At 67.0% G+C, this 1,853-nt stretch carries 3 protein-coding genes and 1 pseudogene; 3 read left to right on the top strand and 1 reads right to left on the bottom strand.

What is annotated here, in order from left to right:
• From FUT87_RS19980 to FUT87_RS19970, 3 genes and pseudogenes are all read left to right on the top strand, one after another.
• Positions 1–384 (top strand): annotated as a pseudogene (locus FUT87_RS19980) (beta-ketoacyl-[acyl-carrier-protein] synthase family protein); the annotation flags it as partial.
• 79 nt (positions 385–463) lie between these two features.
• Positions 464–766 carry a type II toxin-antitoxin system RelE/ParE family toxin gene (locus FUT87_RS19975; RefSeq protein WP_091720210.1) on the top strand — a complete coding sequence of 101 codons (303 nt, stop codon included), beginning with the start codon at positions 464–466 and terminating at the stop codon, positions 764–766.
• Positions 759–1,052 carry an addiction module antidote protein gene (locus FUT87_RS19970; RefSeq protein WP_091720205.1) on the top strand — a complete coding sequence of 98 codons (294 nt, stop codon included), beginning with the start codon at positions 759–761 and terminating at the stop codon, positions 1,050–1,052. Before FUT87_RS19975 ends, FUT87_RS19970 begins: the two co-directional genes overlap by 8 nt.
• Here FUT87_RS19970 and FUT87_RS19965 read toward each other — a convergent pair.
• Positions 1,046–1,684 carry a response regulator transcription factor gene (locus tag FUT87_RS19965; RefSeq protein WP_091720200.1) on the bottom strand — a complete coding sequence of 213 codons (639 nt, stop codon included), beginning with the start codon at positions 1,682–1,684 and terminating at the stop codon, positions 1,046–1,048. The two genes, FUT87_RS19970 and FUT87_RS19965, sit on opposite strands and share 7 nt — an antisense overlap.
• Between the last annotated feature and the right edge of the window lie 169 nt (positions 1,685–1,853).

Raw genomic sequence — 1,853 nt, 5'->3', positions numbered from 1 at the left:
CGCGCCGCGCTGGCCGACGCGGGGATCGAGCCGGCGCAGGTCGGCTACGTGAACGCGCACGGCACGGCCACGGACGTGGGCGACGCGGTCGAGGCCGAATCGCTGGCGCGCGTCTTCGGTCCGCGCGGCGTGCCGGTGAGCGCGACCAAGGCGCTGCACGGTCACCTGATCGGCGCCGGCGGCGCGCTGGAGCTGATCGCCTGCGTGCAGGCGCTGCGCCGGGGCGAGCTGCCGCGCAGCGCGAATGTGCGCACGAGCGCGCTCGAGGAGATCGCGGATGTGATCCGCGAGCCGCGGGCCTTCGACCCATCCAAGTCGATGGTCAGCAATTCCTTCGCATTCGGCGGGAGCAACGTGTCGCTGGTGGTCCAGTCACCGGATTGACTCAGAACAGTGGGGAGTCCTCACGGCCGTACAGCCTTGAGCCATCGATCGCAAGTAGCGCATAAACTACAGTGATCGGGTGATCACCGTCCAGTCCACCCGCACGTTCGACAAGTGGCTTCTTCGTCTCAAGGACTTTGAAACGAAGCAACGCATCAACGCGCGCATCTCGCGCCTGATGCACGGCTACCCTGGCGACGAGAAAGCCCTCGGCCACGGTGTTCGCGAGCTCCGGATCCATGTGGGTCCTGGCTATCGCCTGTACTACGTCAAGCGTGGTGATCGGCTCATCGTCCTGCTGTGCGGCGGGAACAAGTCGTCACAGGAATCGGACATTCGTACCGCGATGGCACTCGCGAAAGGGGAGTTTCAAGATGGCTGAGAAGGTGCGGACCTATGACCCGGCAGAACTGCTGACGTCGGAAGAGTCGATCGCGATCTTCATGGCAGACGCATTCGAAACGAATGACGCGGGTTACATCGCATTTGCCCTGGGCATGGTGGCGCGAGCCAAGGGAATGTCCCAGGTCGCCGAGCAGACGGGCCTGTCCCGCGAGCATCTGTATCGCTCTTTCAGCGAAAAGGGGAATCCGACGCTACGCACGCTCCTGGCTGTGCTCAACGCGCTCGGCATCGAGTTGACGGCCCGACCGGCCGTCGCTCACTGAGCGCCCTTCTCCCGCTTCACCTCAAACCGCTCCAGCAGCGTCGCCAGTTCCGCCGCGGAGCGCAGGCCCAGCTTCGTGAACGCCCTCGCGCGGTGGACCTCCACCGTGCGGATCGCGATGCCCAGTTCATCCGCGACCTGCTTGTTCAGCTTGCCGGCCGCCACCAGCACCGCGACCTCACGTTCGCGGTCGGTCAGGCTGGCGAGCCTGCCGGCCACGTCCGCATGAGCGCGCGATTCGCGCCAGCGGTGGACGTCCGTGGCGATCGCGCGCTGCACCTTGTTCACCAGCGCCTGGTCGTTGAACGGCTTCTCGACGAAATCGACCGCGCCCTTCTGCATCGCATCCACCGCCATCGGGATGTCGCCGTGACCGCTCAGGAAGATCACCGGCAGCGGCACCCCGCGCGCGATCAGCTCGTCATGCACCTGCAGCCCGGACAGCGGCTCCATCCGCACATCCAGCACGATGCAGCCATGCGGATCGATCGCCTGGTCCAGCGCCTCGAACAGCGCCGGCCCGCTCGCATGCGCGTCCACCCGCAGACCGTGCGAGCGCATCAAGAAAGCCAGCGCGTCGCGCACCGCCGCCTCGTCGTCCACCAGGTGGACCGTCGCCTGTGGGTCGCTCATCGCGCGCCCTCCTTGTATGAATCGACGCCCGCCTCGCCCGCGCCGCACGGCCCGGTCTCCTGACACAGCGGCAGCGTGAAGCTGATCCTCGCCCCACCCAGCGCGCCTGCGCCGGCCTCCATGCCGCCGTGGTGCGCCTCGATCACCGAGCGGCAGATCGCCAGCCCCA

Source organism: Mitsuaria sp. TWR114 (assembly GCF_007997345.1).
Note: the sequence above shows the minus strand (reverse complement) of the source record. Positions and strands in the feature narration are given on the sequence as shown.